This window comes from uncultured Roseobacter sp. (assembly GCF_947491795.1).
Taxonomy (GTDB): domain Bacteria; phylum Pseudomonadota; class Alphaproteobacteria; order Rhodobacterales; family Rhodobacteraceae; genus Roseobacter.
The window spans coordinates 760,971-783,137 of record NZ_CANLKW010000001.1 but is presented as its reverse complement, the minus strand read 5'-3'; the positions used below and the strand labels follow the sequence as shown (position 1 = coordinate 783,137).

Genomic DNA, 22,167 nt, shown 5'->3' with positions numbered 1-22,167 from the left:
CTGACCACACCGCTTTGCACAGGGGGGACAGCAGATATGACCGGTCGCAGGCTCTACCTTGGCCCTCTCACGGACAACAGGCGCTGGGATGCGGTCGATATCCGCCCCGACGATGTCATTGTCGTGACGCCGCCGAAATGCGGGACCACCTGGATGCAGACCATCGTGGCGCTGCTCTTCTCTGGCGATCCGGCGGTTGAAACCGAACTCTCTGTGAAAATGCCCTGGGTCGACATCCGTCTTCGCGAGATGCCCGAGGTTGCCGCGCGGCTGGAGGCAATGACCCACCGCCGCAGTATGAAAAGCCACACACCGCTGGACGGGCTGCCGCTGGATGACGCGGCACAGTACCTGTGTGTCTTCCGCCACCCGCTTGATGCGCATTTTTCCTATCGCAGACACCTGGTAAACCTGCCGATACGGTTCTTTGATGCCTGGTACCCGGAGGAGGACCCCGATGGCATTACGTTCCGCCGGTTTCTGGATGGGGGACCGGAAGGGTTCGATGGCGATGCTATGCCGCTTGCGCATATCCTCCGGCACTACAAGGCCGCTCTGGCGCTGGCCGACCGGCCCAATGTATCGCTGTTCCACTACGCCGATATGACGCGTGATCTGCCCGGTACCTTTGCCCGCGTGGCCGCGTTGCTGGGCATCACGCATCCGCCGCACATTCTGGAACAGCTGGTTCAGGCCGCCACTTTTGACAACATGCGCGCCAACGCCAGCCGTTTTGCGCCCGCGGGCGGCAAGGGGTTCATGAAATCGGACACAGAATTCTTCCACAGCGGTACAAGCGGCAAATGGAAAGGCAGGCTGACGGACCAGGAGGTGGCGGGCTATGACACCGTGATGGACGCACATCTTACAGCCAGGGAACGGTCCTGGCTGGAATTCGGCGCGGAAAAACCCGCGCGCGGCCGCGCCGCACCCTGATCGGCGGTAACCTGCCTCAGCCGCCGGCGGATCGGTCAAACCCTGCCAGAAACCCCATCGGCACGATTTTGCCCGGCATAGAAAAGCCGACGATTCCGACCCGTTTGGGCTGGCGGGTGCCTGTTTCCGGCCCCTGGTGCTGCAGGGGATGCCACCGCGCCGACCCGGTGCCATGTGAAGGGGGCGGAGATGTTCCGCTTAAACTTGGGAGTACCTAACATGACCAGAACAACCCTTACCTCAATCGTTCTTTGCTTCGGTGTCGCGGGGGCCGCATGGGCCGCCACAGAGGCGGACGCCAATGGCGACGGCGTTCTGACCATTGACGAGGTGCAGGCGGTGATGCCGGAGATTACGGCAGACGCCTTTAACACCATGGACCTGAATGCCGACGGCGCGCTGGACGCCGCCGAAATCCAGGCCGCACAGGAAGCAGGCCTGATGCCCGCCTGACCCTGAGGGTGTCTGCCCTGTGTCGCGGGCCCTCGTGGCCGGGGCGGACATGTGGGACCCCCGGAGGCAACGGCGCCTTCGGGGGTCTTTTCTGGCTGCTCAGGCCGGCAGGTAGATGTTGAACTTTGCGCGGATCGCCGCATCCAGTGCGGGATCAAACCGTGCGGCTGCACGCTGGCTCAGGATCGCCTCCTTGCGCAGGCGGGCGTTCTCAATCAGGTCCGGCTTGCCGTTTTCGGCCCATTCCTTGGGCGATGTCCTGTCGCCCAGGGCCGGATAGACGTGGTCGATCTCCATACGCCCCAGGGTCTGTTCGGTGCCCAGGTAATGGCCCGGACCGCCCACGCAGACCGCGCGCATCTGATCCAGCGCCATGGTCTCGTCGTTTACCTCGATCCCGCGCACGCAGCGCAGCGCCTGACCGATCAGGTCATCGCTCAGGATCAGCGATTCCAGGCAGAACCCCAAAAGCGACGCATGCATGCCCGCCGCCTCGTAGACCATATTGAGCCCGGACAGCCCGGCCATCACATTCGAGCACATCTGCTCCCACCCGGCCTGCATGTCGGGCAGTTTGGCATCGGCAATGCCTGCCGCCGCCCCGCCGGGCAGGTCATAGTATTTGTGCATCTGCGCGCAGCCTGCGGTCAGCAGGGCCTGCTCGCCTGACCCGCCGGTCATCGCCCCGGTGCGCAGGTCCAGACCAAAGGGCCAGGTGCCGAAAATCGCCGGATGGCCCGGTTTCACGGCCTGGACATAGATCAGACCCGCAAGACATTCGGCTACCGCCTGCACAATCGCGCCTGCCACAGTCGAGGGGGCGGTGGCACCGGCCATGCCCGCAGACAACAGCAGCACGGGCATGCCGTAGCGGATGCATTCCTCCATCACCAGGCAGGATTCTGTGGCAAACTTCATCGGCGGTACGACAAAGCAGTTGGAATTGCTCATAAAGGGCCGCTCGCGCCACTTGTCCTCGCCCCCGGCGATCATGTGCAGCATCTCGATGCAGGGTTTCACATGGGCAGGGTCATAAAACGACGTGCCGATATGCTTGGTCGTGCCTGCGGCGGTGGCATAGACGGTGTTGATGTCCATTTCCATGTTGTCGGTGATGTCGCGGGCGACCATGGGGCGCTGCAGAAAATGCACATTGTCCAGCACATCCGTGATGCGGGCCGCGTCATGCAGATCCTGCAGGGTGCTTTCACGGTAGCTGCGCCCGTCCGGTTCAACCAGATGCACGGCGGCCCCGGCGGTGCCGTAATGCACCCGGTGGCCCGACAGGTTCAGGTCATGCGCCGGATCACGGGCACAGAGCGTTACCGCGCGGTTGGCCCCTGCGATGGCGTCCTCAACGAGGGCCCGGGGGAAACGCAGCCGCCCGTCATCGCCCAGTATCGCGCCTGCTCTGGTCATATAGTTAACGCCCGACGGGGGCGCATCGACCAGCCCGATCTCTTCGAGCGCCTGCAAAGCCGCGTTGTGGATGTTGTCCATGTCGATGGCGCTCAGCGGCTGATAGGTGCCGCCTTCCAGCCCGGCCCGTATCGGGCGCATGTGGTCGGGCAGGGCGCGGGCACGCGCCGCACGGCGCGCCGAGCGGCCTCCGCTGCGGGTCTTGGTGGATTGGGTCATATCTGTTGTCCGGAAAAAGAGGGGGTGAGGAGTGGCTCGGGCGGGTCAGACCGCGCCGGGTCTGCCTCTGGCCGCGCGTCCGCGTTCCGCGCCGATTGTGCGGACCACCAGTTTGATCTTGCAGCACACGCCTTGCATCCGCGCCTCCCTGTCTGTGGCAGGGTGACGCAGGGCGCGCGCAGCGGTCAAGTCTGTTTGCGACGCGGGGCAGTTTTTTTCCACAGGCAGGGAACCGGCGGGAAATGGCCGGGAACGGGGCAGGCCCGGCAGCGTTCTGCCGGAAAACCGCAGGCTTTGCGACGCCTCACGCGGCCGTGATCGCCGTGGTGTTGAACCAGATCCGTTCCTGCACAGTTCCTGTGTCAGAGGGCAGCGGCAAAGCTGCCCCGAACCGAAGGCAAGGAGACAGTTATGAGACAGATACAAGTACTTTCCGCAGCGCTGCTGAGCACAGGATTTACCGCCAGCGCGGCATTCGCGGGATCGGCAGCCGAGCCGGTGATCGAACCGGCCCCCGTCGCGCCGGTGCCTGCACCCGAATACACCGGCGGCCAGTGGACCGGCGGCTATGCCGGTGCGCAGCTGGGCTATGGTGATGTGTCCGGCGACGGGGCGCTCGACGGTGTGGACGGCGATGATACGCTTTACGGTATCCACCTGGGCTACAACTATGATTACGGCGCCTGGGTCAGCGGGATCGAGCTGGACTATGACGAGGCGGATATCGACATCGGCGGCGGCGCGGCCACGGTCGAGGATGTGACCCGCCTCAAGCTCAAAGCGGGTTATGACATGGGCCGCTGGCTGCCCTATGCCACGGCGGGTGCGGCGCGCGTGAACACCACTGCGGGCGACGATACGGGGCCGTTTTACGGCGTGGGTGTCGCCTGGCAGGCCACCGAGCAGTTCACCATCGGGACCGAACTGCTGCGCCACAACTTCAGCGATCTGGGCAATGCCACGGGCGCTGATGCCGATGCGACCACACTGACGGTGCGTGCCTCGTTCCGGTTCTGACCGGTGCTGCACCTGCCGGCCCGGATGTTCTCCCCCCGCATCCGGGCCACTTTACCCCCTGAGGGTCTCCGCATGGGCGCAGAGCGTCCTGAGCGCCGCGTCAAAAGCGTCATCTGCCACGGTCATGGCCACGCGGATATGACCGGCTGCAGAGCTGCCAAAACTCTCGCCCGGCATCACCGCAATATGATGCGTATCCAGCAGCGAATTGGCGAAATCCTCCCCGCTCAGACCGGTCGCCCGCACATCCAGCATCAGATACATCGCCCCCTGCGCGGGCACCAGGCCGACCGTGTTCTGCCCTGCCAGCACCGCCTGTGCCAGCGCGCGGCGTCTGCGGAACGGCGCGCCGACCTCTGCTTCGAAATCCGGCCCCTGGTTCAGCGCAAACAGGCCCGCGTCCTGGATAAAGCCGGGCACGCCATAGGTGGTGTTTGTCGCCAGGTTGATCAGATGCGCGATCATGTCCTCCGGTCCCACCAGCCAGCCACAGCGCGATCCGGTCATAGCGTGGGATTTGGACAGCGACCCCACGACCAGCGTGCGCCCGGCCATGTCCGGCAGACTGCGCGGGCTGATATGGCTGCCCTCCCAGACCTGGGTGTCATAGACCTCGTCCGAGATGAGCCAAAGATCATCGCGGCGGCAGACCTCTGCAATCCCCTCCAGCGTGGCGCGGGAATAGACCACGCCCGTCGGGTTGTTGGGGCTGTTGATCAGCAGCGACCGCGCGCCTTTTGAGTGGCGCGCAATCTCTGTCGCGCGGGGCTGAAACGCATCTGCGGCCCGGGTGGTGACAGCCTGCGGCACGGCCCCTGCCGCACGCAGCGTGCCGGGATAGGTGGCATAATAGGGATCAACATACAGCGCCGTGTCGCCCGCATCGCAGGCCGCCATATGGGCGGAAAACAGCGCGGACTGCCCGCCTGGCGTGATCAGCACATTGTCGGCCCGCGTCGGCACCCCGGTGCGCGCCTGCACCCGGTGCGCCACTGCCTCGCGCAGCGGCTCAACGCCCGGCACAGCCGCATAGCCCGTGTGCCCGCCCATGGCGTGCGCATGCATCTCCTGCAGGATGGGGGCCGCGGTGCGGATATCATGCTCGCCGATGGTCAGCTCTGTGACCGGCGTGCCCGCCGCGATCATGCGGCGCGCCTTCAGAAAGACGTCCCATCCGTCGGACCCGCCGCCGTTGATGCCCATAAGGCGCTGTGAAAGCTGCATCTCTGCCTCCGCTCAGTTGTCCGGGCAGAGGCGCATTGCCCGCGCGATTCGTCAATCGGGCTTGACCCGGGCGCGGCCCCCGTGCCACATGCTCCCCATGACCCGTACAACAATGATCTGCTGTATTATTAACTGAACGCTTCCTGCGGGCAGTTCTGGTCGTTTCCATTCTGACAGATGATTGCTATGCCCGCGCCGACCCCTGCGCCAAGGACACCTGTCATGACGACACTCACACTGCACAACACCCGGACCCGGAAAAAAGAGGCCTTTGTGCCCATCGATCCGCAAAACGTGCGCATGTATGTCTGTGGCCCGACGGTCTATGACCGCGCGCATCTGGGCAACGCGCGCCCGGTGGTCGTCTTTGACGTGCTTTACCGCCTGCTGCGCCATGTTTATGGGCCGGACCAGGTGACCTATGTGCGCAATTTTACGGACGTCGATGACAAGATCAACGCCGAGGCGCAGCGCCGCAAAGAGGCCGGCGCTCCCGGCACGCTGGAAGAGCTGATTCGCGAACGCTCGGACGAGACGATCTCATGGTATCTGCAGGATATGAAAGAGGTCGGTACGCTGGAGCCCAGCGAAATGCCGCGCGCCACCGAATACATCAGCCAGATGATCGCCATGATCGAAACGCTGATCGGGCAGGGGCATGCCTATGCTGCGGAAGGCCATGTGCTCTTTGCCGTGGACAGCTGGAAGGAAAGCTACGGGGCGCTCTCGGGCCGCACGGTTGATGACATGATCGCCGGTGCGCGGGTCGAGGTCGCCCCCTACAAGCGCAACCCGATGGATTTCGTACTGTGGAAACCCTCGGACGATGATCTGCCCGGCTGGGACAGTCCCTGGGGCACCGGGCGTCCAGGCTGGCACATCGAATGCTCCGCCATGGCGCGCGAATTGCTGGGCGAGACCTTTGACATTCACGGCGGCGGTAACGATCTGATGTTCCCGCACCATGAAAACGAGATCGCCCAGAGCTGCTGCGCAAACGGTACGGACGTCATGGCCAATGTCTGGATGCACAACGAGATGCTGCAGGTAGAGGGCAAAAAGATGTCCAAGTCCCTGGGCAATTTCTTTACCGTGCGGGACCTGCTGGATCAGGGCGTGCCGGGCGAAGTGATCCGCTTTGTGATGCTGTCGACGCACTACCGCAAGCCGATGGACTGGACAGAGAAGAAGCGTCAGGAGGCGGAGAAGACGCTCAGGCATTGGGCTGAACTAGCCGGAGACTATGACGACGCCCCTGATCCTCTTTTCGTTGAAGAGCTTTCCCATGATCTCAATACGAATGAAGCCCTTCGCAGGTTGCAAGAAATGGCAGAAAAAGATGAACGAGCAAAACTAAATTCGTCAGCAAACCTTCTCGGTATTGATCTGGTAGCAGTTTCAAAGTGTGCTTGGTCCAAACCATTTCGATTTGAAGTCGAAGATGGCAGCTTCCTAAAGGAAGGCATAGACTATCAACCTACTGTTGGGGTCGTCGGTTGGGGTGAAATTCACGACGAATTGCGTGATGCATCGCTTCGTTTGGTCCGCCTTTGGTTGAAATACAGGAGGGAAAAAGACTGGGATGCAGCGGACAATCTAAAAAAATCGGCACTGCGAAACGGCGTTGAACTTCGCGTCAGCAAGTCATCAAATGGGATTAATTCAGGACTGGCTAGTCTGAAAGACAACAAGATAAACCCAGCTAAACTGGATGCTCTCGGATGATCCGGTTCAAAGCAGAGACCAGCGCCCGGACCGCGCGGGGGGGGCGTGAAGCGCCCGCCCCGTGGGGGGGCGGGACGGGCGCTGCGCGCGCACCGCGCGCGTTCCCAAACGCGCACCTTGAAAAACCTCTTTCCCGCCGCCTGGGCCGGGACCGCTCTGAAATCCCGCACCCGCCTTGCTCTGACACCGGTGCGCTGATCGGGCCGCAAGGGAGCGCAACGCGCGCCCCAGGCAGGCAGACCATGCGCTGTCCGATCCACCGCCACGCACCCCGGCCAACAAAGCCGGAAATTTCAATTCCAGCTCAGAGCGGAAAACCCGTCCCGGCACGCGGGCAACAATGCCGCCGCAGGCGCGCCCGGACGCACCGAAACCCCGCCGCCACCCCTTACCAGGCCCCAAACCCACCGCGCGCCGCGCACCGACGTCATACCGACGTTTTACCGACGCGATACCGACCCCGCACCGACGCCCTCCAGACAGCCGGAAAAACCGCATGACCCGAGAACGCCTGTACCTCTATGACACCACCCTGCGCGACGGCCAGCAGACCCAGGGCGTGCAGTTCTCCACAGACGAAAAACGCGCTATCTCCATGGCCCTCGACGCGCTGGGCGTGGACTATATCGAGGGCGGCTGGCCAGGGGCCAACCCCACCGACAGCGCCTTTTTCGACGATGCCCCGGACACCCGCGCGCGCATGACCGCCTTTGGCATGACCAAGCGCAACGGTATGTCGGCCGAGAATGACGATGTGCTGGCGGCAGTGATGAACGCGGGCACGGCTGCGGTGTGCCTGGTGGGCAAGACACATGATTTCCATGTGCGCGCGGCCCTGGGGGTCGAACTGGCAGAAAACACTGAAAACATTGAAAAATCCGTCGCGCACATCGTGGGGCAGGGGCGCGAGGCGCTGTTTGATGCCGAACATTTCTTTGACGGCTACAAGGCCAATCCGGACTATGCGCTGACCGCCCTGCGCGCGGCGCTGCAGGCTGGTGCGCGCTGGATCGTGCTCTGTGATACCAACGGCGGCACCCTGCCACAGGACGTCGGGCGCATCACGGCAGAGGTCATCGCGGCCGGTATCCCGGGCGACCGTCTGGGCATCCACACCCACAACGACACCGAAAACGCGGTGGCCTGCAGCCTGGCGGCCGTGGACGCCGGCGCGCGCCAGATCCAGGGCACGCTCAACGGGCTGGGCGAGCGCTGCGGCAATGCCAATCTGACCGCGCTGATCCCTGTTCTGCTGCTGAAAGAACCCTATGCCAGCCGCTTTGAAACCGGTGTCACACCGGAGGCCCTGAAAACACTGACGCGCACCTCGCGGATGCTGGATGAGGTACTCAACCGGGTGCCGCGTCCACAGTCGGCCTTCGTCGGCTCTTCGGCCTTCGCGCATAAAGCGGGCCTGCACGCCAGCGCGATCCTCAAAGACCCCACAACATACGAACACATTGACCCCGCAGACGTCGGCAACGCGCGCATCATCCCCATGTCCAATCAGGCCGGGCAGTCCAATCTGCGCGAACGGCTGGAGGGGGCCGGGCTGAAAGTGGCCAAAGGTGACCCGGCTCTGGGCCTCATCCTTGATACCATCAAAACCCGCGAGGCCGAGGGCTATTCCTATGATACAGCCCAGGCCAGCTTTGAATTGCTGGCGCGTTCCGCTCTAGGGCAAATGCCTGATTTCTTTGAGGTAAAGCGTTACCGGGTGACGGTTGAGCGACGCAAAAACAAATACGACCGGATGATCAGCCTGTCAGAGGCGGTGGTCGTCGTGAAGGTCGACGGGGAAAAGAAACTCTCTGTCAGCGAAAGCATGGATGAGACCGGCAGCGACCGGGGCCCGGTCAACGCCCTGGCCAAAGCGCTGGCCAAGGATCTGGGCCCCTATCAGGCGATCATCGACGACATGCGGCTGGTGGATTTCAAGGTGCGGATCACCCAGGGCGGCACCGAAGCCGTCACCCGCGTGATCATCGACAGCGAGGACGGGCAGGGACGGCGCTGGTCCACAGTGGGTGTCTCACCCAACATAGTAGACGCCTCATTTGAGGCCCTGCTCGATGCGATCCGCTGGAAACTGCTGCGCGACAGGGGGCAGATGCCATGAACGACGCTTACCGCGCCGCCTTTTTTCAACTGCACCGCGATCTGCCCCGTGAAGGGCCGGGGGAGCCTGCGGATGTCACCTGGGCCACGGAACGGGCCGGCACACCACGCGATGCGCGAATCTGCGATGCGGCCTGCGGGCCGGGGGCCGATATCGCGGCCCTGCTGACGGCGTCCCCGCAGGGACATGTCACAGCACTTGATCAGGTCGACGCTTTTGCAGCCCAGGCGCAGGCCCGGCATGGCAATGATCCGCGCGCAACAGTATCCACCGGCGATATGATGGAAATTACCGGGCCGTTTGATCTGATCTGGTGCGCGGGCGCGGTCTATTTTCCAGGCGTGCGCACAGCACTGGAGACCTGGAGAAAGGCGCTTGCGCCGGGCGGTGCCGTCGCCTTTTCACAGGTCTGCTGGTTTACCGATGCCCCCTCCGGGGCGGCACGCGATGGCTGGGCGGAATACGCCGACATGACGGACGAGGCAGGCGTTCTGGCGCAGATTGATGCGGCGGGCTGCGACGTTCTGGGCACCCGCCGTCTGTCCGATGCCGCGTGGGAGGCCTATTACACCCCCTTGGACGCGCGCATCCAAACCCTGAGCCGCGGTGCCTCCGGCGCATTGAAAGACGTGCTGGACGAGGCCCGGGCCGAGGCCGCTCTCTGGCGTGAACACCGCGCTGAATTCGGCTATCTGCTCTGTGTTGTCCGTCCGAAATGAGCTTTGACGACGATCTGAATGCCTGTGCGGCGCTGGTGGAAAAAGCCGATCCGGACCGTTTCGCGGCCTCTATGGCGGCCCCTGTCGCAGCCCGCCGGGTTCTTTTTCCACTCTTTGCCTTCAACACCGAAGTGGCCCGCGCGCCCTGGGTAACGCAGGAGCCGATGATCGCCGAAATGCGCCTGCAGTGGTGGCGTGATGCGCTGAAGGAAATCGCCGCGCGGGGCGTTGTGCGCCGCCATGAAGTCGTCACACCGCTGGCCACAGCCCTGATGCCGGATCAGGCCGCTGCTCTTGATGGTCTGATCGACGCCCGCCGCCGTGACATCGCCAGTGATCCCTTCGCGAACGAAGATGAAATGTGGGCCTATCTCGACGCGACCACCGGCACGCTTTTATGGACGGCCGCCCAGGCCCTGGGCGCACCCGACAGCGATCAGGCGCCCCTGCGCCGCACTACCCGCGCCATCGGTTTTGCAAACTGGCTGACAGCACTGCCAGAGCTGGAAGCCCGGGGAAAACGCCCCATGTACGATGGCCGCCCGGAAACGCTGGCGCGCCTTGCAAAATCCACGCTGACAGATCTGCGGGCCCAACGGGGTCTCAGCACCGCATCACGCACCGCACTGCTCTCCGGCTGGCGCGCACGCCATATCCTTAAAACCACAGCCCGGCATCCGCAGCGTGTCGCACGGGGCGCGCTCCTCACACCGGCGCTCTGGCGCAGCCTGGCGCTGACCCGCGCCCGCCTTACGGGGCGTATCTGAATTCTTCTGGCAAAAAATATCCCGGGTGAGGCGCGCCGCGCCGAGGGCAGAGCCCTCATTGCGTTCCCTTAAACCATCCGGGGCTTTGGGCGCAGCATCAGCCAGATCAGGGCGGCACCCGCCAGAACCAGAAAGGGCACCATCGCGATATTGACCGCGGCCCAGCCCTCCTGTGGCGTGCCGCCCGAGCAGTTCATCAGCCCCCCCGATGACAGCGAGGCCACAGTCACCCCGCCAAAGACCAGCAGATCATTCAGCCCCTGCATCCGGCCGCGTTCCTGCGGCGTATGCGCTCCGGCCAGCATGGTGGTGGCGCCGATAAAACCAAAGTTCCAGCCCAGCCCCAGCAGGATCAGGGCGATGAAAAAATGCCCCAGCTCAACACCTGACAGCGCCACAGCCCCCGCAGCGCCCAGGATCAGCAGCCCCAGCCCCATGATCCGCTCAACCCCAAAGCGCACGATCAGATGGCCGGTGAAAAAGCTTGGCGCAAACATCGCCAGCACATGCCCGGTGACCACATTTGAGGCATCAGCAACGGCAAAGCCGCAGCCCACAACCGCCAGCGGGGTCGAGGTCATCACCAGGTTCATCAGCGCATAGGAGACCATCGCACAGATGACCGCCACGGCAATGCGCGGCGTGCGCAGCAGCGCGCCGATACTGCGGCCCCGGTCACGGGCTTCGCTGACCTTGGGCGGTGTTGGGATGTCCAGAAAGATAAAAAACACCATCCCCAGCACGTTCAGGACCATCGCCGCGATATAGACCGGGAAAAACCGCATAACTGTGGCATCGGGCGTGTGTCCGCTCAGATAGCCCACCAGCTGCGGGCCGATGATGGCCGACAGCAGGCCACCCGCCATCACATAGGAAATCGCCTTGGGCCGGAAGCTCTCAGAGGCGGTATCGGATGCAGCAAAACGGTAAAAGCCCTGCGCGGACATGTAGATACCTGTCAGATAGCTGCCCAGCAGAAAGAGCGGGAAGTTTTCCAGCGTCAGCGCCCATGCGCAGACCCCGGCCCCGATCAACCCGCCGGTCGCGCCGGTCAGAAAGCCCGCACGGCGTCCAAAGCGCTGCATGATCCCCGACAGCCAGGGCGCGGTGGTCATGGATCCGAAAACAATCATCGAGATCGGCAGGGTGGCCAGACAGACGTTCGAGGCCAGCTGCTGCCCCGCCAGTCCGCCGATCACAAAGATCATGGTGATCTGGCTGCCCAGAAAGGCCTGCGCCAGAACCAGCACCATCACATTGCGCCGGGCGCGACTGTCATCACCGTACTCCATGGGCATGTCAGTAGTCCGGGGCAGGGGGCAGGGCAAGGCCCCTTGTATGGTCTGTAAACTGCGCTAATGATGCTCGGATGATGAATGCAGGAAAGACCCTTGTCCTGGCGGGCGCCCGGGAGGCACATGGCATGATCATTGGGCTGGTCTCGCGGGGCCGGAATGTGATTGCCAGCCTGCCGGAACCCGAACGCGGCATGGAGCCTTTGCCCGTGCCGACGCGGCTCGGTCCGTTTTCAGAAAGGGAAACTCTGGAGGATTGGGCGCAGGCTCAGAATGTGGTCACCGTTCTTGATGCCAGCCATCCGTTTGACGATCATATCAGCAACCAGGCCAGCCAGTATTGCAGGCGCAACGGGCTGCGCTATCTGCGGGTGCTGCGCAGCAGCTGGCGCCCGACCAGCCAGGACCAGTGGACCGCCTGTGCCACCACCCGTGCCGCTGTCGAGGCCGTGCCGATCGGTGCGCGTGTGTTCAGCAATACCGGATGGGCCAGCCTGCCGGATTATGCGACATTTGCCGGGCAGATTGTCTATCTGCGCCAGACGCGTCTGCCCTCTGCACCGCCGCCCTGGCCCCATGTCCGTTTTCTGGAGGGCAAACCGCCTTTTTCACAGCGCGAGGAACAGCAGCTTTTTGAATCCCTGCGGATCACCCGGCTGATCAGCCGGAATGTCGGCGGGATCGCCAGCATGTCAAAACTGCTGGCTGCCCGGCAACTGGGCATCCGCGTTCTCATGGTCGAACGCCCGCCTGCACCGCCCGGCTCGCGTGTTGTGGAGAGCGTTGCCGAAGCCCTTGCCTGGGAAGCGGATGCCTGAGACCGCACAGCTGATTGAAACCGATGCGGACGTGGCAGAGGGCGCGGCCTGGCTGGCCGGGCAAGACGCGCGTCTGGCGCAGGCGCTTCAGGCCACCGGTCCGCTGCCGCTGCGGCGCAGACCCGACGGGTTTGCCGAACTGCTCAGCGCCATACTCAGCCAGCAGGTCAGCGTCGCTTCGGCCCGCGCCCTTCAGGACCGTCTGCGCGCGGCGGGCATGACGTCGGAGGCAGCCGTCCGCGCCGTGACCCAGGAGGACCTGCGCGCCCTGGGGCTCAGCCGGCAAAAGGCCCGCTATGCCCATGCGCTGGCGCATGCGGGCATCGATTACCCTGCGCTGCGCGATGCGGGCGACGCGGATGTGGTGCGCATTCTGACGGCGGTGCCGGGCATCGGTGTCTGGACGGCCGAGATTTACGCCATGTTCAGCCTGGGCAGGCCGGATGTCTTTGCGGCGGGAGATCTGGCCCTGCAGGAAGCCGCGCGGGTGCTGTACGATCTGCCCGAACGCCCCAAAGAGCGCGCCCTGCGCGAGATGGCCGCCGCCTGGTCTCCCTGGCGGTCGGTTGCAGCACGCCTGCTCTTTGCGTACTACAGGCACGCCAGACAAAGGGATGGGATCACATGACACGAGTACTCAATGCAGAACGCCGCGCGCCGGTATCCGGGGACACGCGCTCGGTGGTGGTTTTTCTGCACGGGTATGGTGCGAACGGCGCGGATCTGCTGGGTCTGGCGGACCCGCTGGGCGAGCATCTGCCTGATACGCTCTTTGTGGCACCCGATGCGCCCGAGGCCTGTGCCGGGGCGCCCATGGGATACCAGTGGTTTCCTATCCCCTGGATTGACGGCTCCTCCGAAGAGGAATCCATGCGCGGCATGACGCAGGCGGTCGAGGATCTGAACGCCTTTCTCGACGCGCTGATGGTGGACGAGGATGTGCTGCCCGAACAGGTGGTGCTCTTCGGGTTTTCACAGGGCACCATGATGGCGCTGCATGTGGCCCCGCGGCGCGAGGACGAGATCGCGGGTATCGTGGCCTTTTCGGGCCGTCTGCTGAGCCCGGAGACGCTGGCGGATGAGGTGCTCGTGCGCCCGCCGGTCATGCTGGTGCACGGCGATCAGGACGATGTGGTCCCGCCACAGTCCCTGCCACAGGCCGCCGAGGCCCTGCAGGAAGCCGGCTGGCAGGACGTCTATGCCCATATCATGAAGGGCACCGGCCACGGCATCGCGCCCGACGGTCTGTCCGTGGCGCTGGCCTTCATGCGCGACAAGCTCAGCCTTTAAGGGGCTGTGGTTCCTAGGGTTTGATGTCTGCCATGCGGACAAAGCGACCTTCCGTTGCGTTGGCAACAATCAGTGTTCCGGCAACCGGCCCGACGAACGACTTCACCCACCCAAATCCTGCATTTTATTGGCGATGGCAGAAAAATCAGGGACGAGTAGTGGATGCCAAATAATCGTCGATGGCGTCACACACCTCAATGCGACCACTTCTGACAATTCGCGCTTTGTCGCATAGCTCAACTGCAGATGAACCGTCTTTTTCTGCCGGAAGTGAAGGATCTGCACCGGCAGCAAGCAAAGCCAAGGTAATCTCAACACGAGAACCGCCGATTGCTTCCGCCAGTGGGCTGCGCCCCAAAAGCGTTCGGGCGTTAGCATCGGCCCCACGTTCGACAAGAAATCCAATCATTTCGGGGTTTTTCCAGTTTCCGGCTGCTACGTGAATGAGCCCGGCACCTGTCCCGTCCAGAAATGCAGCATAGTCTTCGCGTTCCTCAAAACCTAAACGCTGCAAAACTTCACCGAGTTCCTCAGGGGACGCCGACCCTGCCAGTTTCGCGAGGAGGTTCACATTTTCCAGCGACAGGACCGGGTCGCACAGGTCCACCGTTTCCTCTCCGTATCTCAAGCTACAAGGGCAATTATTCAGTCCAACCGGGTATTCCCTCAGACAGGGTTTCTTCGAGAAAGCTGTAAGCTGAGAAGAGCCGGTGGAAAGAAAGTCGTCCACGATGACGCATTTTTCTAACAAGTAACCGGGCTGGCGGTTGACAAGAACTTCTGTACAAAAGTCTTGTATCTGAGAACCATCCCCCAAAGGGCTCTCAGGGTTTGCGCCTGCTTGCAGCAACTTTGCCACAGCGGCAGTGCTGCCATACAAAAACGCCCTGCTCAAAGGGGTAAACCCGTTCGCATCAGGCATATTTGGGTCCGCCCCGGCATCCAGAATAAATTGCAGCGTTTCTGGATAGTCTACGTTCACAGCCACGGAATGGATCAGCGCCCGTTCGCCGCCTCCAATGACGGACGAAACGTCCGTGATTCCATATTGAACAATTAGTTCGTGAAGCATTTGGGGGGTTGCTATCGATGCGGAAAGCGACAGACGGATGAAATTTTCGGCTGCTTGATCTTCGCTTTCTTGGGCCGCCGATGCCTGGCAAAAAAAGCTCAAAGCAAAACCAAACAGAAAACTGAATGGTTTTAGTCTGAAATCCGAACGACTTGCAGTCTTTTTGTTTTTCAACTTTCCCACCAAAACAACTCGCACGGTTGCTACTCAGCCTACGCTAAGCTCGTATTTGAATGCCTGCAATGGGCTCACAACAGCCACTCACACCGCATTTTCCGCCTTGCGCCAGGCGCCGGGGCTCATGCCGTGCACGCGCTGAAACTCTGCATAGAAATTCGAGCGGGTCAGAAACCCCGCCTGCTCGCCGATGCGCATGACCGGGTCCCGGGTGGTGCGCAGCAGATCCGCAGCTTCCTGCACGCGGAAGCCGTTGATGAACTGCGAGACATTGGCCCCTGTATGCCGGTTGATCGCCTCTGACAGGGCCCGGTCTGTTACCGCTATCCGGCGGGCCAGACGGGTCAGGGAGAGGTCCGGATCGGTAAAGAGCCGCGTCTCCTGCAGACAGGCCGCAGCGCGCGCCACCAGCGCGCGGTCTGCATCGGTGGCGCCGCGTTCTTCTGTACCTGCAGGCCCGCGCAGCGCGTGGACCATGAGCCCTGCAAAGATCACAATCAGAAACAGGCTGGCCAGCGACAAAAGCCGGGTGACATTCGCGCCGCCTGTGCGCAGAAAATCCAGCGCAATGGCGGTGTCCATCACCAGGGTCAGCACCAGCAGCCCGGCACCCGTCAGCATCAGCCGTCGCAGGGCTGTCACATGACCGATGGGCACCTGTGACATCCTGTCCGGTCCGCCGCGCCACAGTCGCAGCAGCGCCGTGGCATAGACCGCATAGCTCAGCCCGATGGCCAGATCGATGCCACCGCGCAATGCGGGGAAGGCAAAGATCAGCAGCGCAGCCACCAGGGCGGCGCCGAAATGCAGCAACACAGCCTGGCGCAGGCGGGCGGCTCTGTCCGACAGCGCCAGATACCCCACCCAGGCCAGCGGTCCGATCCAGAAGGGCAACACACGCTGCAGACGGATAACGCCCTCAATATTCCAGGCAAACCGCAGAGACACCAGCAGTGTCAGGACGGCGATCAGAACCGCCAGCGCAGTAAACGCCGCGCGCGCTGCCCCCGGCAGCCACCGGCGCGTGCCGGTAAAAAGTGCGGCCAGCACAGCCAGTCCCGTCAGAACAAGGGGCAGGGGGATCGAAATCATCCGGTTTCATGTCCTCGATTGCGCTCTGCTGTCCTGAAACAGCATTCAGGACAGCCGAGGCATTGCCCGAAATTGCCCCGTCGCTCAAGTCCTGTTCATCGCAACCCAGTTCATCACGGAGGTTCACCATGAACGCGACACTTCACAATCTGATACTCGGATCAGCCATTGCCCTTGGCCTTGCAGCCCCGGCAGAGGCTGGTGACTATGCCGCCGCGGTCGCCGAATTTCAGGCCACACACCCCGATGGCAGCCGGTCGCTGGCCGGTCATGTCTGGTATCCGACCCATGACACCGGAACCCCGCTGCCCCTGCGCGGCAGTGCGGTCTGGAAGGTCGAGGCGGCCCAGACCGACGCGGTGATCGCGCCCGGTGTTTTCCCGGTCGTTCTGATTTCGCATGGGATGTATGGCAATTCGCTCAACCAGGCCTGGCTGGCGCAGGCGCTGGCACAGGATGGGATCATTTCGGTCATGCCCAACCACCCCGGCACCACCAGTTTTGATCGCGACCCGGATCAGGCGCGGCAACTCTGGCTGCGGGCAACCGATCTGGGGGTCAGTCTGGATGCTGCCGCCCGCGATCCGCGGTTCGGGGATCATATGGATCTGACCCGTGTGGCGGCTGCAGGCCACTCGCTGGGCGGCTATACCATGCTTTCGGCGGCAGGCGCCCGTCACGATGCTGCCGGGTTTGCAGAGAAATGCGCCGTGGCAGAGGAGCGGCCCGACTGCGCCGCGCTGGCCATGTGGCGGGTAGGGCAGGAGGAGGCCGATCTGGCACCGCTGCAAAGCGACCGGTCTGATCCGCGGATCGATACCTTTATCGCGCTCGACCCCGGTGGTGTGCAGACCTTTGACACAGCCAGTCTGGCGGCAATCGACAGACCGGTCATGGTGCTGGGCTCAGGCCGCCAGGACATGCTGGATCAGGATGTAGAGGCCCGCGCCCTTGCGTCGGCCCTGCCAGCGGACCTGGTAACCCATATCGAAATCCCGGATGCCGGCCACTTTGATTTCATGGGAGAATGCCAGGAGGCTGGTTATGAAATCCTTGCCAGGGAAGTGCCAGGCGACGAGATCGTCTGTGCCCAGGGCACGGCGCACCGGGCGGAAATGCACCGGGAAATCTATGCTCTGATCCAGGCGCATCTGGCCGGGGTCTGGAACTGAAACGGTCTGCCCCCGGGACGTATACTGTGACCCGGGGGCAGTCTGTGGATAACCGTCATGCGCCCGTTACATAAGCAGTCCTAAGGTCCGGCGACATATTGTGGTGCACCAGGGGCTTGCCAGCGGAAAACCACGATATATAGTCAGCCTATCGGTGGGACAGTCCCGCCGGACCGGACGCGGAACGGCAAGAGGTGCAGTACGATCATGGACGGCGACTTCAGAACGGAATTTACACGTAACCCGGCCAGCCTGAAACACAGGCCCGCCCTCGTTCTGAACGCTGATTACCGGCCGCTCAGTTACTATCCGCTGTCACTCTGGCCCTGGCAGGAAGCGGTCAAGGCGGCCTGGCTCGACCGGGTGGATATCGTGGCCGAATACGACGACATCGTGCGAAGCCCGAGTACCGAGATCAGGATCCCGTCTGTCGTTGTCCTCAAAGACTATGTCAAACCTCAAAAGCGCGTGGCCTTCACGCGCTTTAATTTATTTCTGAGGGACGAATTCAGATGCCAGTACTGCGGCGCGCGGGGCGAGCTGACTTTTGATCACGTCGTGCCCCGGGCCACCGGCGGTGTCACAAGCTGGCAGAATGTGGTCGCGGCCTGCAGCCCCTGCAACCTGAAAAAGGGCTCCAAACCGCTGCACCGTACCGGCCTGTCGCTGCGCAAGCCACCGCGACAGCCAGGGGCCGAAGAGCTGCGCAATATGGGCCGTAAATTCCCGCCCGGGTACCTGCACGACAGCTGGATGGATTTTCTCTACTGGGACGCAGAGCTTCAGGCCTGAACGCGCCGTACCCTGCGCCCTGCGCTGTTTTCTGCCGGTTCTGCTGCATTTGGGGTGATTTTCCCCCTGTCTTACAGGTGGACGCGCCATGCCTTTCTGTCTCATCATCATGCATCTGAAATTGTGTATCTGAGAATACTGGGAGTGGTTTATGTCTTTGATGAATACAGTCACAAAAATGGCAATTGGTTTTGCGATGGCAAAGGGCATGGAGGCCGTCAACCGAAAGGGCGGCATCGGTGCCGTCATGGAGGGCCTGACGGGACAGGGTGGCGGCGGCGCTGCCCGGGCTGGCGGCATGGGCGGTCTGGGTGACCTGCTGGGCCAGCTGGGCGGGTCCGGTGCACAGGGTGGTGCTGCCGGTGGCCTTGGTGGTCTGCTGGGGCAACTTGCCGGTGGCACCGGCGGTGGCGGTGCAGCGGCGGGTGGTCTGGGTGGCCTCAGCGGTTTGCTGGGCGGCCTTGCGGCAGCCCGGGGCGGTGCCGCGCCGGGGGGCGGCGGACTGGAAGCACTGCTGAACCAGGACATCCCGGCACAGGAACCGGACGAGGAAGAAATTGCCCGTCTGATGCTGCGCGCCATGACACAGGCGGCACGGGCCGACGGGGATATTGATGCGGACGAAAAATCAAAGCTGCTGGACGCGCTGCGCGATGGAGACCCGGCGGATGTGCAGGTGATCCAGCAGATGCTGGAGCAGCCTGTCGATCCGGCAGGGCTGGCCGCTGATACGCCGCGCGGGCTTGAAACACAGGTCTACACAATGGCGCTGAACGCGATCAATCCGGACAATCAGGCCGAGGCGCAGTATCTGCACGCGCTTGCGCAGGGGCTCAGCCTGCAACCGGCGACCGTCAACCAGATCCACGACGGCCTTGGTGCGCCGCGTATCTACCAGTAAAGCACGGGTTTCCGGGCGTTTGCGACCCGCGCTTTGCCGCGCGGGTCAGGCGGCCAGATCGATCCAGACGGGGACGTGGTCAGATGGCTTGTCCCTGCCACGCACATCTTTGTCGATCTGACAGTCTTGCAACATGTCTGCCGCCTGGGGGCTGAGCAGCAGGTGGTCGATGCGAATACCGTTGTTGCGGTTCCATGCACCGGCCTGGTAGTCCCAGAAACTGTAGTGACCCGGGCCCTGGGTGCGGGCCCGGAACGCCTCTGTCAGACCCAGATTGAGCAGGCGGCGAAAGGCGGTGCGGCTTTCCAGGCGAAAGAGCGCATCCTCGCGCCAGCTGTCCGGTTTGGCGGCATCCTCGGCCTGTGGAATGATGTTGTAGTCACCGGCCATCACAAAGGGAATTTCCTGGGACAGCAGGTCACGCGCCCGGGCTTCCAGACGCTTCATCCACGCCAGCTTGTAGTCGTATTTGGGTCCGGGCACCGGATTTCCGTTGGGCAGATACAGCCCGCAGACACGCACGGCGTCATGCTCTCCCATGACCGTGGCCTCAATGTATCTGGCCTGTTCGTCCGTGTCATCGCCCGGCAGCCCGCGCGTGACATCCTCCAGCGGCAGCCGGGAGAGAATGGCCACGCCGTTAAAGCTCTTCTGGCCGTGGGTTTCGACGTTGTATCCCAGATCTTCGAATACGGTCCGGGGAAAGGCCTCATCAACGGATTTGATCTCCTGCAGAAGCGCGACATCGGGCCTGGCCTCTTCCAGCCAGGCGGGCAGCGCGTCAATGCGCGCTTTGATTCCATTGATGTTGAACGTCGCGATTTTCATGCTGTCTGCTCCCGGAATTCCCGCATGTGATCTATCGCGCATGCGCCCGGTCAGAGCAAGGGCGCCGGTTTTGCCCCTTTCTGACCGCTCGGCGGCATGGTGATTCTCGTTAAGGTGTTGATATCATTTGGTCGCAAAAGGTTAATATCCACAGGCCAGCCGCCTGTGGATAAAATTTCTTTAACGAAGATCATGGCGCGGCGTTTTCGTTCCATTGTGATTGTTTGGCATTTTCGCCCTCTGTGGATAACTCATGGTTAATACATCCTTAACGTGTTTTTTTCTTTAAAATTCGATCTTTAAGGGCAAGCGTTAATGGGCGACCTGAACTTCATCTGAAAGGGATACACAATGAGGACCAACGCACTGCTCAAGACCGGATCCGAACAGGATTTCACAAGCCCCGCCGCCGACCTTCACACTGGTGATGCAACTGCACTTTACACCACATCCATGGCGCCCGCCGGCACCGATATGATGTGCGGCGAAGCCACAGAGCTTTTCACCACGTCGATGGGCCCGTCCTCGACCATGACAGGTGCCGAAACCGGCGCATTCACGACGTCGATGGTCTCGGGAACGGACACGCTGGCCGGTGAGGCCACTGGTCTTTTCACCACATCCATGACCCCGGCAAAGTAACAGCACAGATGTGAGCCGGTTTTCCCCAAGGGCCGGACCATACCTGTTGCTCTGTGTGGCAACCCGTTGACTGCGAAAGGAAAGCTCATGTCCAACGTGATCTCAATCGGGTTGCCGCGCAGACCAAATCTGGCGCAGCGGCAGGCGCAGTTCATACGCAACTTTGCGCTGCACCGCCGTGACAGCAGCGATGTTTTCTGGCTCAAGGAAAACGCCGAACTGCTCAATGTGCTGGCGACATCCGGTGCCCGACTGCCGCAGGATGCGCTGGAGGTTTACCGGCCCTTCTACGACAGCATCGGCGAACGCCTGACTTTCTTTCCACAATACTACCGGTTTCTGCTGTCCATCTGCCTTGATCTGGAGGATCTGGGCATGAACGGCACTGCGGGCGAGGAAATCTGCGCACAGACCGCTGGCCGCCGGCTTTCAGAGGCCGAGCTATCTGATCTGCAGCGCGCAGAGGCCGCACGGTTGCTGGCCCGCCGGGATGCAGACCAGCGCGATGCAGCGCTTGAAGACCGGCTGCGCGCTTTTATCGGATGCACTGGTACGTTTTCGCTGCCGAACAAAAAAGCGGCCTACGAGCTGACGCATATCGTGTTCTACCTGTCCGAATACGGCAGGCATGATCCCGCACTCTCTGATGAGGCTGTAACCAGCCTCGAATACGCCGGTCTGCTGGCCTGGCTGGATCAGGATTTTGACCTGCTGGCAGAGGTCTGCGTGGCGCTGCGGTTTGCCGGGCGCACCCCCAGCGACATCTGGGAAGACTGGCTGGCTGCGGCATACGGCGGGTTCACGCTGCGTGCGGGCACAGGCACCGCGGCACCTGACGCCTATCACGAATATCTGGTTGGCAGCTGGTGGTCCCGGCAGATCGGCGCCGAAGGGTTTCAGGGCAGACCGTCCGAAGGCGGCATGATTGTCGAACGCCACGGTGCTGTGCGCGGGCCCTTGCGGGCCATCTCGGAATACATGTTCCACCTTGGCTCGGCGCGCAGCCGCGACTGGGATCTGATGCGGGGCCTTCTGGAAAACGTGCTGGGCGAGGAAGAACACCGTATTCTTCAGGGAGCGGCAGCCTCAACCACCCGGTTCGGTGCATTTTTCGAAGGATTTTCCCGCGCGGACGCCTGACCCAGGCAAAACTTACATCGAAAAAGACGTCCCACAGCCGCAGGAACTCGTCGCATTCGGGTTTTCGATGACGAAACGCGCGCCGATCAGCTCTTCTGTGAAATCGATTACGGCGTCGGTCAGAAACGGCAGAGAGACGGAATCGACGACCACTTTTTCACCGCTGCCTTCGAGGACCAGGTCATCGTCGCGCGGCTCGTCCAGCGCGATCTCGTACTGAAACCCGGAGCACCCGCCACCCTCAACGGCCACGCGCAATGCCTTGCCGTCAGTCGCGGCACCGATCTCGGCCAGGCGCTCAAAAGCGCGGGAAGTGACTTTGGGGGGCATTTGCATCTGCTCGGGCTCCG

General features: G+C 62.6%; 23 protein-coding genes. 15 read left to right on the top strand and 8 right to left on the bottom strand.

Annotated features, from left to right (window positions below):
- Positions 1–36 precede the first annotated feature (36 nt).
- Both Q1A34_RS03905 and Q1A34_RS03900 read left to right on the top strand, forming a co-directional pair.
- Positions 37–936: a sulfotransferase domain-containing protein gene (locus Q1A34_RS03905; protein ID WP_300031001.1), complete on the top strand. Its 900-nt coding sequence runs from the start codon at positions 37–39 to the stop codon at positions 934–936.
- A gap of 219 nt (positions 937–1,155) precedes the next feature.
- Positions 1,156–1,389 carry a hypothetical protein gene (locus Q1A34_RS03900; protein WP_300030999.1) on the top strand — a complete coding sequence of 78 codons (234 nt, stop codon included), beginning with the start codon at positions 1,156–1,158 and terminating at the stop codon, positions 1,387–1,389.
- Between the two features lie 99 nt (positions 1,390–1,488).
- Here Q1A34_RS03900 and Q1A34_RS03895 read toward each other — a convergent pair whose 3' ends face one another.
- On the bottom strand, positions 1,489–3,027 hold the full coding sequence (locus tag Q1A34_RS03895; protein WP_300030996.1) for a trimethylamine methyltransferase family protein: 1,539 nt from the start codon (positions 3,025–3,027) through the stop codon (positions 1,489–1,491).
- A 411-nt stretch (positions 3,028–3,438) separates the two neighbouring features.
- Here Q1A34_RS03895 and Q1A34_RS03890 point away from each other — a divergent pair, with 411 nt between their 5' ends.
- Entirely contained in the window at positions 3,439–4,044 is a 606-nt protein-coding gene (locus Q1A34_RS03890; RefSeq protein WP_300030994.1) for an outer membrane beta-barrel protein, read from the top strand.
- Positions 4,045–4,095: 51 nt separating this feature from the next.
- Here Q1A34_RS03890 and Q1A34_RS03885 read toward each other — a convergent pair whose 3' ends face one another.
- Positions 4,096–5,268: a pyridoxal phosphate-dependent aminotransferase gene (locus Q1A34_RS03885; RefSeq protein WP_300030992.1), complete on the bottom strand. Its 1,173-nt coding sequence runs from the start codon at positions 5,266–5,268 to the stop codon at positions 4,096–4,098.
- Between the two features lie 222 nt (positions 5,269–5,490).
- Between Q1A34_RS03885 and cysS the strand changes: the two genes are divergently transcribed.
- The 4 genes from cysS (at position 5,491) to Q1A34_RS03865 (ending at position 10,598) form a co-directional block, all read left to right on the top strand.
- A complete protein-coding gene (gene cysS / locus Q1A34_RS03880; protein ID WP_300030990.1) occupies positions 5,491–6,993 on the top strand; it encodes a cysteine--tRNA ligase in 1,503 nt (500 codons plus the stop codon).
- A gap of 496 nt (positions 6,994–7,489) precedes the next feature.
- Positions 7,490–9,112 carry a citramalate synthase gene (gene cimA, locus Q1A34_RS03875; RefSeq protein WP_300030988.1) on the top strand — a complete coding sequence of 541 codons (1,623 nt, stop codon included), beginning with the start codon at positions 7,490–7,492 and terminating at the stop codon, positions 9,110–9,112.
- On the top strand, positions 9,109–9,831 hold the full coding sequence (locus tag Q1A34_RS03870; RefSeq protein WP_300030985.1) for a trans-aconitate 2-methyltransferase: 723 nt from the start codon (positions 9,109–9,111) through the stop codon (positions 9,829–9,831). The genes cimA and Q1A34_RS03870 overlap by 4 nt, the downstream gene beginning before the upstream one ends.
- A complete protein-coding gene (locus Q1A34_RS03865) occupies positions 9,828–10,598 on the top strand; it encodes a squalene/phytoene synthase family protein (RefSeq protein ID WP_300030982.1) in 771 nt (256 codons plus the stop codon). Before Q1A34_RS03870 ends, Q1A34_RS03865 begins: the two co-directional genes overlap by 4 nt.
- Before the next feature lie 68 nt (positions 10,599–10,666).
- On the opposite strand, the gene Q1A34_RS03860 is transcribed toward Q1A34_RS03865, so the two are convergent.
- Positions 10,667–11,890 carry an MFS transporter gene (locus tag Q1A34_RS03860; RefSeq protein WP_300032337.1) on the bottom strand — a complete coding sequence of 408 codons (1,224 nt, stop codon included), beginning with the start codon at positions 11,888–11,890 and terminating at the stop codon, positions 10,667–10,669.
- 77 nt (positions 11,891–11,967) lie between these two features.
- Here Q1A34_RS03860 and Q1A34_RS03855 point away from each other — a divergent pair, with 77 nt between their 5' ends.
- Genes Q1A34_RS03855 through Q1A34_RS03845 form a run of 3 tightly spaced genes read left to right on the top strand, consistent with a single transcriptional unit; the run spans position 11,968 to position 14,001 of the window.
- Positions 11,968–12,711: a precorrin-6A/cobalt-precorrin-6A reductase gene (locus Q1A34_RS03855; RefSeq protein WP_366942802.1), complete on the top strand. Its 744-nt coding sequence runs from the start codon at positions 11,968–11,970 to the stop codon at positions 12,709–12,711.
- Positions 12,704–13,339, top strand: a complete 636-nt coding sequence (locus Q1A34_RS03850) for a DNA-3-methyladenine glycosylase 2 family protein (RefSeq protein ID WP_300030979.1) — start codon at positions 12,704–12,706, stop codon at positions 13,337–13,339. The genes Q1A34_RS03855 and Q1A34_RS03850 overlap by 8 nt, the downstream gene beginning before the upstream one ends.
- On the top strand, positions 13,336–14,001 hold the full coding sequence (locus tag Q1A34_RS03845; RefSeq protein ID WP_300030975.1) for an alpha/beta fold hydrolase: 666 nt from the start codon (positions 13,336–13,338) through the stop codon (positions 13,999–14,001). The genes Q1A34_RS03850 and Q1A34_RS03845 overlap by 4 nt, the downstream gene beginning before the upstream one ends.
- A gap of 145 nt (positions 14,002–14,146) precedes the next feature.
- Here Q1A34_RS03845 and Q1A34_RS03840 read toward each other — a convergent pair whose 3' ends face one another.
- Both Q1A34_RS03840 and Q1A34_RS03835 read right to left on the bottom strand, forming a co-directional pair.
- Positions 14,147–15,247 (bottom strand): ankyrin repeat domain-containing protein, encoded by a 1,101-nt coding sequence (locus tag Q1A34_RS03840; protein ID WP_300030972.1) that lies wholly within the window; start codon positions 15,245–15,247, stop codon positions 14,147–14,149.
- A gap of 87 nt (positions 15,248–15,334) precedes the next feature.
- Positions 15,335–16,342, bottom strand: a complete 1,008-nt coding sequence (locus Q1A34_RS03835; protein WP_300030969.1) for an AraC family transcriptional regulator — start codon at positions 16,340–16,342, stop codon at positions 15,335–15,337.
- 128 nt (positions 16,343–16,470) lie between these two features.
- Between Q1A34_RS03835 and Q1A34_RS03830 the strand changes: the two genes are divergently transcribed.
- The 3 genes from Q1A34_RS03830 (at position 16,471) to Q1A34_RS03820 (ending at position 19,207) form a co-directional block, all read left to right on the top strand.
- A complete protein-coding gene (locus Q1A34_RS03830) occupies positions 16,471–17,514 on the top strand; it encodes an alpha/beta fold hydrolase (RefSeq protein WP_300030966.1) in 1,044 nt (347 codons plus the stop codon).
- A gap of 207 nt (positions 17,515–17,721) precedes the next feature.
- Positions 17,722–18,306, top strand: coding sequence for an HNH endonuclease (locus Q1A34_RS03825; protein ID WP_300030964.1), 585 nt, complete (start codon positions 17,722–17,724; stop codon positions 18,304–18,306).
- A 151-nt stretch (positions 18,307–18,457) separates the two neighbouring features.
- Positions 18,458–19,207, top strand: coding sequence for a DUF533 domain-containing protein (locus Q1A34_RS03820; RefSeq protein ID WP_300030961.1), 750 nt, complete (start codon positions 18,458–18,460; stop codon positions 19,205–19,207).
- A gap of 45 nt (positions 19,208–19,252) precedes the next feature.
- On the opposite strand, the gene xth is transcribed toward Q1A34_RS03820, so the two are convergent.
- Both xth and Q1A34_RS03810 read right to left on the bottom strand, forming a co-directional pair.
- Entirely contained in the window at positions 19,253–20,035 is a 783-nt protein-coding gene (gene xth / locus Q1A34_RS03815) for an exodeoxyribonuclease III (RefSeq protein ID WP_300030959.1), read from the bottom strand.
- Between the two features lie 50 nt (positions 20,036–20,085).
- On the bottom strand, positions 20,086–20,250 hold the full coding sequence (locus Q1A34_RS03810; RefSeq protein ID WP_300030956.1) for a hypothetical protein: 165 nt from the start codon (positions 20,248–20,250) through the stop codon (positions 20,086–20,088).
- 136 nt (positions 20,251–20,386) lie between these two features.
- On the opposite strand from Q1A34_RS03810, the gene Q1A34_RS03805 reads away from it, so the two are divergent.
- The gene (locus Q1A34_RS03805; protein WP_300030953.1) at positions 20,387–20,677 is read left to right on the top strand and encodes a DUF6749 domain-containing protein; all 291 of its coding nucleotides are present in this window, start codon (positions 20,387–20,389) and stop codon (positions 20,675–20,677) included.
- Positions 20,678–20,764: 87 nt separating this feature from the next.
- Positions 20,765–21,817, top strand: a complete 1,053-nt coding sequence (locus tag Q1A34_RS03800) for a hypothetical protein (protein ID WP_300030950.1) — start codon at positions 20,765–20,767, stop codon at positions 21,815–21,817.
- Between the two features lie 12 nt (positions 21,818–21,829).
- Here Q1A34_RS03800 and Q1A34_RS03795 read toward each other — a convergent pair whose 3' ends face one another.
- Entirely contained in the window at positions 21,830–22,153 is a 324-nt protein-coding gene (locus Q1A34_RS03795; protein ID WP_300030947.1) for an iron-sulfur cluster assembly accessory protein, read from the bottom strand.
- Positions 22,154–22,167: the final 14 nt, after the last annotated feature.

Bases quoted from the DNA above. Each gene is read 5' to 3' on its own strand.
- Q1A34_RS03905 (WP_300031001.1), top strand. From the start codon at position 37: ATGACCGGTCGCAGGCTCTACCTTGGCCCTCTCACGGACAACAGGCGC.
- Q1A34_RS03900 (WP_300030999.1), top strand. From the start codon at position 1,156: ATGACCAGAACAACCCTTACCTCAATCGTTCTTTGCTTCGGTGTCGCG.
- Q1A34_RS03895 (WP_300030996.1), bottom strand. From the start codon at position 3,027: ATGACCCAATCCACCAAGACCCGCAGCGGAGGCCGCTCGGCGCGCCGT.
- Q1A34_RS03890 (WP_300030994.1), top strand. From the start codon at position 3,439: ATGAGACAGATACAAGTACTTTCCGCAGCGCTGCTGAGCACAGGATTT.
- Q1A34_RS03885 (WP_300030992.1), bottom strand. From the start codon at position 5,268: ATGCAGCTTTCACAGCGCCTTATGGGCATCAACGGCGGCGGGTCCGAC.
- cysS (WP_300030990.1), top strand. From the start codon at position 5,491: ATGACGACACTCACACTGCACAACACCCGGACCCGGAAAAAAGAGGCC.
- cimA (WP_300030988.1), top strand. From the start codon at position 7,490: ATGACCCGAGAACGCCTGTACCTCTATGACACCACCCTGCGCGACGGC.
- Q1A34_RS03870 (WP_300030985.1), top strand. From the start codon at position 9,109: ATGAACGACGCTTACCGCGCCGCCTTTTTTCAACTGCACCGCGATCTG.
- Q1A34_RS03865 (WP_300030982.1), top strand. From the start codon at position 9,828: ATGAGCTTTGACGACGATCTGAATGCCTGTGCGGCGCTGGTGGAAAAA.
- Q1A34_RS03860 (WP_300032337.1), bottom strand. From the start codon at position 11,890: ATGGAGTACGGTGATGACAGTCGCGCCCGGCGCAATGTGATGGTGCTG.
- Q1A34_RS03855 (WP_366942802.1), top strand. From the start codon at position 11,968: ATGATGAATGCAGGAAAGACCCTTGTCCTGGCGGGCGCCCGGGAGGCA.
- Q1A34_RS03850 (WP_300030979.1), top strand. From the start codon at position 12,704: ATGCCTGAGACCGCACAGCTGATTGAAACCGATGCGGACGTGGCAGAG.
- Q1A34_RS03845 (WP_300030975.1), top strand. From the start codon at position 13,336: ATGACACGAGTACTCAATGCAGAACGCCGCGCGCCGGTATCCGGGGAC.
- Q1A34_RS03835 (WP_300030969.1), bottom strand. From the start codon at position 16,342: ATGATTTCGATCCCCCTGCCCCTTGTTCTGACGGGACTGGCTGTGCTG.
- Q1A34_RS03830 (WP_300030966.1), top strand. From the start codon at position 16,471: ATGAACGCGACACTTCACAATCTGATACTCGGATCAGCCATTGCCCTT.
- Q1A34_RS03825 (WP_300030964.1), top strand. From the start codon at position 17,722: ATGGACGGCGACTTCAGAACGGAATTTACACGTAACCCGGCCAGCCTG.
- Q1A34_RS03820 (WP_300030961.1), top strand. From the start codon at position 18,458: ATGTCTTTGATGAATACAGTCACAAAAATGGCAATTGGTTTTGCGATG.
- xth (WP_300030959.1), bottom strand. From the start codon at position 20,035: ATGAAAATCGCGACGTTCAACATCAATGGAATCAAAGCGCGCATTGAC.
- Q1A34_RS03810 (WP_300030956.1), bottom strand. From the start codon at position 20,250: ATGGAACGAAAACGCCGCGCCATGATCTTCGTTAAAGAAATTTTATCC.
- Q1A34_RS03805 (WP_300030953.1), top strand. From the start codon at position 20,387: ATGAGGACCAACGCACTGCTCAAGACCGGATCCGAACAGGATTTCACA.
- Q1A34_RS03800 (WP_300030950.1), top strand. From the start codon at position 20,765: ATGTCCAACGTGATCTCAATCGGGTTGCCGCGCAGACCAAATCTGGCG.
- Q1A34_RS03795 (WP_300030947.1), bottom strand. From the start codon at position 22,153: ATGCAAATGCCCCCCAAAGTCACTTCCCGCGCTTTTGAGCGCCTGGCC.